This is a genomic window from Methylorubrum sp. Q1 (assembly GCF_004683995.1).
In the GTDB taxonomy this organism is placed as follows: Bacteria; Pseudomonadota; Alphaproteobacteria; order Rhizobiales; family Beijerinckiaceae; genus Methylobacterium.
This window is the reverse complement of the sequence record NZ_SRHQ01000056.1, coordinates 1-6,596: the sequence shown is the minus strand read 5'-3', so window position 1 is coordinate 6,596 and position 6,596 is coordinate 1. Positions and strand designations below refer to the sequence as shown.

4 protein-coding genes and 1 pseudogene are annotated in these 6,596 nt (G+C 72.0%); 1 reads left to right on the top strand and 4 read right to left on the bottom strand.

Annotated elements, in window-relative coordinates; genetic code table 11:
• Window positions 1–400 precede the first annotated feature (400 nt).
• Window positions 401–1,561 (top strand): chromate efflux transporter, encoded by a 1,161-nt coding sequence (gene chrA / locus E4V01_RS24955; RefSeq protein WP_245517708.1) that lies wholly within the window; start codon window positions 401–403, stop codon window positions 1,559–1,561.
• A gap of 100 nt (window positions 1,562–1,661) precedes the next feature.
• Here chrA and bcsN read toward each other — a convergent pair whose 3' ends face one another.
• The 4 genes and pseudogenes from bcsN to E4V01_RS24935 all read right to left on the bottom strand — a co-directional run.
• On the bottom strand, window positions 1,662–2,657 hold the full coding sequence (bcsN, locus tag E4V01_RS24950; RefSeq protein ID WP_060769025.1) for a cellulose biosynthesis protein BcsN: 996 nt from the start codon (window positions 2,655–2,657) through the stop codon (window positions 1,662–1,664).
• Window positions 2,654–4,780 carry a hypothetical protein gene (locus E4V01_RS24945; protein WP_135300241.1) on the bottom strand — a complete coding sequence of 709 codons (2,127 nt, stop codon included), beginning with the start codon at window positions 4,778–4,780 and terminating at the stop codon, window positions 2,654–2,656. The genes bcsN and E4V01_RS24945 overlap by 4 nt, the downstream gene beginning before the upstream one ends.
• Entirely contained in the window at window positions 4,765–6,021 is a 1,257-nt protein-coding gene (locus E4V01_RS24940) for a glycosyl hydrolase family 8 (protein ID WP_135300240.1), read from the bottom strand. The genes E4V01_RS24945 and E4V01_RS24940 overlap by 16 nt, the downstream gene beginning before the upstream one ends.
• Window positions 6,021–6,596, bottom strand: a pseudogene (locus tag E4V01_RS24935) (cellulose synthase); the annotation flags it as partial. The gene E4V01_RS24940 and the pseudogene E4V01_RS24935, both read right to left, overlap by 1 nt.

Below are 6,596 nucleotides of genomic sequence, written 5' to 3'. Positions count from 1 at the left end.
ACGCATCACCGACACAACCCATCCGACCCCAAGCCCGCTGGCCCAAACGCCCGCGGGCCTTCCGTCGTTCACGACACCCGACACCGCACTCTCCGCGCCGCCGTCCCCGCCAGGCCCGACGGGAAGGGGAGGGCGCTTCAGGGTGCTTGCCGCCTTCGCTCTTCACGATGTCCGTACACTCGTGCTCCTATGCCATCGGCCTGCGATCACGATGGCAAACGCCCTCGATGAGCGGTTCGGCGACTTGGCCGGCCTATGCTTCGATCGTTATCCCTCCGCCATGCGCGGGTCGGTGAGACGCGGAAAAAGCCTCGGTGAGGACGTCACGGTGAGCAAGGCCCCATCGGCTCCGGCGGTAGCGGCTACCGGGCATGCCGCTCAATCGGGAAGCCCTGGGGAGGTGTTTCTCGTCTTCCTCAGGCTCGGCTTCACCGCCTTCGGCGGACCGATCGCCCATCTCGGATATTTTCGGCAGACGTTGGTGACGCGCCGCCGCTGGATCGATGAGGCCGGCTATGCCGACCTCGTCGCCCTATGCCAGTTCCTGCCGGGCCCCGCCTCGAGTCAGGTCGGGTTCGCACTCGGCCTTCTGCGGACCCGCAGCCTGCTCGGTGGAATCGCGGCCTGGACGGCTTTCACGCTTCCCTCGGCCCTGCTGCTCCTCGCCTTCGCCTATGGCGCGCATGCGCTCACCGGTCCCTCCGCGCAGGGTCTGATCCATGGGCTCAAGCTCGTCGCGGTGGCGGTGGTCGCCCAGGCGGTCTGGGGTATGGCCGGTTCGCTCGCACCGGATCGTCGGCGCGCATCGATCGCCGTCGGAGCGCTCCTGCTGACGGTGTTCGCCCCCATGGCGTTCAGCCAGATCCTGGCGATTGCCCTCGGTGCGGTTGCGGGGCTCGTCTTGTGCCGGTCGGATGACGGCCCGGGCACCGGCTCTCGCGCCGTCCCGATCTCGCGCCGGGCCGGCGGCGTGGCGCTGGCCGCCTTCCTGATCCTGCTGATCGGCCTGCAGCTCCTCGCAGGCGCCCTCGGTTCCCATGCCCTGGCGTTGTCGGACGCGTTCTATCGGTCCGGCGCCTTCGTCTTCGGTGGCGGCCATGTCGTCCTGCCGCTTCTGCGGTCCGCATTGGTCGATCCGGGCTGGGTGTCGCCGGACGCCTTCCTCGCGGGATACGGCGCGGCCCAGGCCGTGCCGGGGCCGCTCTTCACGGTCGCCGCCTATCTCGGCGCGGTGGCGCAGCCGGCGCCGAACGGCGTTCTCGGGGCCGGCATCGCTCTCGTGGCGATCTTCCTGCCGGGCCTCCTGCTCGTCTACGGGATGCTGCCCTTCTGGGATGCCGTCCGTGTGCGGCCGGCGGCGCGGGCGGCCATGCGCGGCACCAATGCGGCAGTGGTCGGCATCCTGGGCGCGGCCCTCTACGATCCCGTCTGGACCGGCGCGGTCGGCTCACCCCGCGATTTCGCCCTTGCGGCCCTTGCCTTCGTGCTGCTGACCGCCTGGAAGGCGCCGCCGTGGTGCGTCGTCGTGCTGACGACGCTGGGCGGTCTTGCCATCGGTTGAGTGCGCGCGGGCAAGGGACCCTTGCCGTGCGGCGGGGTTCGGCGGTCATGGGCGGCGATGGTCTCTCGCGCGGCCCGCGTCCATCGTCTCGGTCAGCCCGTCACGGCCCGTCGCGGTTCGGGGCGGGCCGATACGCTTCGGCGGGGAGATCGCGCGACAGGCTCTCGCCGGTCGAGCGGCCCGGAGCCGGGCTCGGCATCAGGCCGCCTCCCGCGCCCTCTGGCGGTTTCGGCACATCGGTGATGTAGCGCTGCGCCCCCCCCGGTGCCGGACTCGTGACCGGCGGTTCGGACGTCGGGGCGGCGCCCTGCGGCGTCGTGGGGGCGAGGTAGCGGCGGCCACCGCTGTCCGGCGCCGTTGGCGTCGGCGGACGGAGTGGCGCGGCCTGCGGCGGCGCGGCCGGTGCCGGCTTCGGTGCGGCCTCGGCGGGTGGCTCGCTGGGCTTGGGACGTGCGGCCTGCCGTTTCACGGAGGCGGGCCTTTCGCGCCGGACGGCGGAGGAGCGTGGCCGGGCTCCGGGCTCGCCGGGCAGAGAGATGGTCATCCGCTCGACGGCGGCGACGAGATCGTCAAGACTCGCCTGCGCCGTGCGGCATAGCCGGATCCGGAGGGAGAGGGCGCGCCGGCCCGCAGTTGGGGAGACCGACGTATCGAACAGGCCGCCGCGGCTCGCGGCGCGCTGGGCCGCGCTCGCCCGCTCGAACCATTGCCACGCGTAGAGGCAGTCGGTCCCGAGCGCGAGGCCGACCGGGCCGTAACCGTTGCGCCGCGGCGCGACCACGCGCAGGACCTGCCCCGGAAAGCGGACCGCGATCTCGCCGTCGATGCCGAACTGGCTCGGCTTGGCCAGCCGCGGTGGGAAAGCGAGCAGGAGGTCGCCGGTCTCGTTGCGCAGGGCGACCTCGGCATGGTTGCGGCCGTCGCCACCCTCGAAGCGGATGCGCTGGTCGAACCCGTCGCGCACCCGCGTGTCGACGACGCCCGCGACCGGACCGGCGCCGGGCAGGCGCAGGACCGGCGCGGACTGCGCCAGAGCCGGGCCGGCGAGGAGCAGGGCCGGGACCGCCGCGAGGAGGCCGAAGAGACGCGATCTCACGGAAAACCCTTCCCGTTCGGCCCGTTGCCCGACGAGACGCGGGAGGGCACGGAGAAGCGGTCGCTCTCCGGCGTGGCGGCGGCCCGGCCCCGTTCCGCCTGCTGGTCCTGCCAGAGCGTGCCCGGTGGGGGAGGGGAGAGACCCTCCGGCTTGTCGAGGCCGTTATAGCCCGGCAGCAGGGCAAAGCCGTAGCGCTCATAGGGCATCGCCCCGGCCCCGTTGACGCGGCGCGCCACCAGGGGCGCGCGCGCGGTCACGGGCTCGCGGGCGTCGCTGCCGGGCGCGACCGGTTCGGTGAGCACCCGCTGCAGCGCGGCCGGCGGGTAGCGCAGGGGATTGTCGAGAGGCACGCTCAGCGGGAACTCGTTGCGCTGGACCGCCGCCGGCACCGCACCGGTCTGGGCGCCGATCATGGCCGCATCCGGCCGGGGTACGCGGCCGTAGGAGGGGGCGTCGGGTTTCGGCTCGGGCCGCGCCTCCGCCCGCGCGGGCGGCCGAGGCGGCTGCGGCGCGGCGCAGGGCAGCGGTGGCCCGCCGGGATCCTCACGGAACAGCATGTCGACGACCTTCGGAAACAGGCCGTCATAGCGGTTCACGGTTTCGAGATAGGGGCGCTGGCGCTTCAGCCGTTGCAGCGTCAGGGCGTAGCCGAACACCGTGGTCTCGCTCGGCATCCAGGCGACGGCGCGCTGGAACCATTCGAGCGCCGTGTCGAACTGGCAGGAATTATAGGCGTACCACGCCAAGCCCTGCGCCCCCTCGCCGGAAGCGGAGGCGATCACGACCTTGGCGTAGCGCTCGATCCGCGCGGGCTCGATGAAGGGCGGGTTGGCCAGCGTCAGCTTGCGTTCGAGCACGTCGATGAACAGCAGCTCGTTGCCGACGAAGCGGTCGCGCCAGGCATAGGCGACCTCTTCCGCCTCGCGCAGCATGTTCAGCTCGCGCAGGGTATGGGCGAGGCCGTGGGCGACCATGGCGTCGCCGCCGCGGCCGATGGCGAGCTTGAACCACTCCAGCGCCTCGCGGAACTGGCGCCGCTTGTAGGCGTACCAGCCCAGCAGGCCGGTCTGGCTCGGGTCGCCGCTCTTGCGGGCATAGGTCTGGAAGGCGGTGAGGTCGGCCAGGGTCGGCGTCTGGGCCGGCTCGTCGTGCAGGAAGGCGGCGATGCGGGCGCGGGTGATGTCGAGGCGGATCGCGTCGAATTCCGACACGCCCTCCTGATTGGATCCTTGGCTCGCCCCTTGGCTTGGTCCTTGGCTCGCTCCTTGGATCGTGCGCCCCATGGCGATGAGCCGCTCGGCCTGATCCATCTTGAGATGGCTCATCGCCTTCTGGATCGTGGCGAGCCGCGCGCCCGCATCGGCCGGGCCGTCGAGGACCGACTTGTAGAGATCGAAGGCGTCCTCGCCCGCCCCCGTCGTGGCGAGCGCGTCGGCGATGATCCAGAGACATTCGAGGTCCGCCGTGTCGAGGGCGCTGGGATCGGCGCGGTAGAGGGCGACCACCTCGTCGGCGTTCTTGCCGAGTTCGTTCTTGCCCGTCCCGTTCTTCTCCGCGGTGGTCTTGATGCTGTTGCGGAACTCCGCCCGGCGCAGTTTGCGCGCCAGTTCCTCCGACGGCTGCCAGTTCGGCTCGAGCGAGCGGCGCGCGGCGATGGCCGCGCGCAGATCCTGGAAGCGTCCGGCGGTGAACAGATCCCACAGCGGTGCTTCTTCGGGCGGGCTCGGCTGCAGGGTGTCGAGATCACCCGGCTCGGTCCAGCCGGGATAGAGCCGCTTCAGCCGCGCAATCTCGGCCTTCATCCGGGCGGTCTGCTTCTGCGAGGCGTAGTATCGAAGCGCGCTCTCATCGACCATGCCGGGCGTGACCCCGGTCTCGGGATCGACCACGATCGCGGGCGCGCGGGCGCCGTCGCCGTAGATGAGGCGCGTGGACGATTCCGGTGCCGCGCCGCCCTGAGCTATCGCGGGCGCCGCACTGGCGAGCAGGAGCGCGCCGAGGAGTGCGCCCGATTGCGCGGCCGTCGCGAACGGCCCGGACGTCTGACCCCGGCGCATTCTCTTCCGCCGGGCCGGCGGGCCTTTCGGCGCAGGCCGCCGCGGGCGCGTCAGGATTTCACGCATGACGGATACCGCATCCGGGCGGCGATCAGCGAGAGGAGTTGGAGGGTGGCGGGATAGTAGTTCTGATTGTCCTGCACCGTCCTTAAGGCTTCCGGAAACGGTGTTCCGTCCGCGGCGCAGGCGGTGATCGCGGAGATCGCCATATAGCCCGGCTCGCTCAGCCACTCGACCGGTTGCCCGTCGCGGGTGTCGACGATCGGCAGGCGCTCGCGCTCGATCCCGCCCCAGAGCGTCTTGAACGGCGCGTAATCCTCCGGCCGTCCGACGCCGGCCCAGGCGAGATAGAGCGGCACCCGGATCGCGTTGTAGGAGAACAGCGGCGGGAAGCCGTCGGCGGGGCGTAAGCTGTCCTTGGCCGAGATCCACTCGGTCGGCAGGCTGCTCGGCCCGAAGCGGGACTGGCGCAGGAAATCGACGCCGCTGCGGATCAGCGAGGCCCAATCGTATTCGGGGGCGACGATCGGCAGCCGCTGGAAGGCGGGGAAGACCCAGTAGGACAGGTTGATGAGCGGTCCGTCGGAGCGCTCGCGGGCCGAGAAGCCGGAGACGGCCGGCAGCAGGACCGGCCCGTGCGGGTCTCTGAACAGGATGGTCTTGCGGCCGAACTCGACGGCGATGCGGCGCGCGGCGGTGCGGTAGGACGGCTCGCCCCAGGCCTCCGCCGCCTCGGTGAGCGCCCAGGCGACCAGGATGTCGCCGTCGGTGGCGTTGTTCATGTCGGCCACCGCCGGGCGGTGGTCGGGCGCCCAGCGCCATGCCAGCAGCTCGTCGGAGCGCACCATGAGGTTGGCGCGGGTCCAGCCCCAGATCCGCTCGAAGGTGGCCCGGTCGCCGGCCGCGACCGCGAGCAGCATTCCGTAGCCCTGGCCCTCGCTGTGGCTGATCAGGCCGTTGGCCGTATCGACGATCCGGCCCTGCTCGGTAATGAATCGCGACCGGTAGGCGCGCCACGCCGCGTCGTCGCCCAGGGTGTTGGCGAGCAGCGGCCCGGAATCGGTCCGCGCCGACGTCTCGGCGCGCGGCGGGCCCGGCAGGGCCGTGGCGGGCGGCACCGTGGTGGCCTCCGTCTGCTGGGGCGCGGGCTGGGGCGCCTGGGACGACGTCTCCGGGGATGCCGGCTGTGGCGTCGTCTGTGCGGCGGCGGATCCGGCCGCCGCGAGGGCGAGCGCCGAGGCAACTGCCCATCCGATGATACCCGGGGCGGCGAAGCCGGGGCGGCGCGGTGTGCGGGGGGGCCGCATCAGGAATTCCTTCGACCGAGTTGGCGCACGAGGCCCGTCGTGGCGAGGCCGAGGCACAGAGCCATGAACAGGGTCATGCCGACATAGTAGCCGGGATTGAGGGAGAGCCAGGCCGCCGAGACGAGCCGGAAGTTGGCGAGCGACCACGAGCGGGTCTCGATCAGCGCGACGTGATCGGGCTGGACGGTGGTGAGGGTGCCGTCCGAGGCATCGAGGAAGGCGGCGCGCCCGACGAGGCGCGTCCAGACCACGGGATCGACGAGGCAGGACACCGAGGCCTTGAGCATCGACGGGTTCGGCGCGGTGACGAGCACGGTGGTCTCGCCGAGGCGGGTTCCGCCGCTGTCCTCGGCGATGATCAGCGAGGCGCGGGGATTGACCGGCACGTCCGCCGCCGGCGCCTCGATCAGGCCCGTCACGCCGCTGCGCAGCCGCAGTGCCCCGTTCGCGAGCCGGGTCCAGCCCTCCCGCAGGACGGTGGGCACGAAGGCCGCGCCCGACAGGGTCTGGTCCCAGCGGGCCACGAGTTCCTCGTCGGTCTCCGGGGCCGCCGGCCGCGGCGGGCTTCGCGGCGC

Coding starts and splice junctions, on each gene's coding strand:
- E4V01_RS24945 (WP_135300241.1), bottom strand. CDS start 4,780: ATGCGTGAAATCCTGACGCGCCCGCGGCGGCCTGCGCCGAAAGGCCCG.
- E4V01_RS24940 (WP_135300240.1), bottom strand. CDS start 6,021: ATGCGGCCCCCCCGCACACCGCGCCGCCCCGGCTTCGCCGCCCCGGGT.